At 40.1% G+C, this 1,173-nt stretch carries 1 tRNA gene and 2 rRNA genes; all 3 read left to right on the top strand.

The features are described from left to right. A 16S ribosomal RNA gene (locus tag I5677_RS17050) occupies nt 1–120 on the top strand; the annotation flags it as partial. A 234-nt stretch (nt 121–354) separates the two neighbouring features. Then, nucleotides 355–472, top strand: a 5S ribosomal RNA gene (rrf, locus tag I5677_RS17055). Nucleotides 473–553: 81 nt separating this feature from the next. Further along, nucleotides 554–627, top strand: a tRNA-Ile gene (locus I5677_RS17060). Nucleotides 628–1,173: the final 546 nt, after the last annotated feature.

Consider the following 1,173-nt stretch of genomic DNA (forward strand, 5'->3'; position numbering starts at 1 on the left):
GATACGTAGCCAAGTCGTGCTTAGTAAGATGGGAGGGAGCAGCCGAAGGTGGAGCCAATGACTGGGGTGAAGTCGTAACAAGGTAGCCGTATCGGAAGGTGCGGCTGGATCACCTCCTTTCTAAGAGTAATGAGTATGGGTTGTTTTACTGTTCAGTTATCAAAAATCTTTCCTTATGGGAAAACCATAGGTTTTTCTAATAGAAAGAAGGGCGTTTTACCGAACCCTCGAGAACTACGTTCTCTCGGTCGCGGGAGGCCCGCGAGTACATTCAAAGATATTTTACTTAGAGAAGCAAGCTTCTCACGTAAAACATCATATGAATGTGTTTGGCAAAACTTGATACGCGAAATTTCTGGTGGTGATGCGTCTAGGGGACACACCCGTTCTCATCCCGAACACGATGGTTAAGACTTAGACGGCCGATGGTACTGTACTGGAGACGGTATGGGAGAGTAGGTGGCTGCCAGAATAAATTTATAATTAAAGCAAGACTTATCATAAGTCCTGCAGTTTTGTGAGTTACCGGTTATCTATTTGTGTAACATCATATGGGCTTATAGCTCAGCTGGTTAGAGCGCACGCCTGATAAGCGTGAGGTCGATGGTTCGAGTCCATTTAAGCCCATTTTTTATTACTAGAATAGAATTGATTTTATTATAGAAGTGGTAAACATGACATAACTTACCGGTTTACAAAACAGAATAAATCCTGTAAGATAATAAGTCCGCGCTACAAGTTAATCATAAAAATAAATTAAGTTGAAAACATTCATAAGTGATTAGATATAAGTAACCTTTTTAGTAAGAGAGGATATAATGTACTTGTATGTAATGACTGATGAATGTCGGTCAGACCAGAACCTTAGTAATAAGGGGATGGACAATTGGACATTGACAACTACACATAGAAAATGAGAACAAAACGAAGTCGAAAGATGACGTTTTGTGACAATCAAAAAGATGATTACTTTTTGATTGAAAGACATCCAGTGAAGTGATGTTCTTTCCTAAACGTATGTTATACGTTAGGGAGAGGCGCAAACATCATGGAACTAAAACTGTAATAAACCTAAGAAGAGAAATCTTCCTTGCTGCTACGCTAGGCGGCATGTTATGAGACTGTAAACGAACTCATAAGAGAATTGATCTAAACTGTGACTGCGCTAAGCGC

The sequence above is a fragment of the Mobilitalea sibirica genome, from assembly GCF_015999265.1.
In the GTDB taxonomy this organism is placed as follows: domain Bacteria; phylum Bacillota; class Clostridia; order Lachnospirales; family Lachnospiraceae; genus Mobilitalea; species Mobilitalea sibirica.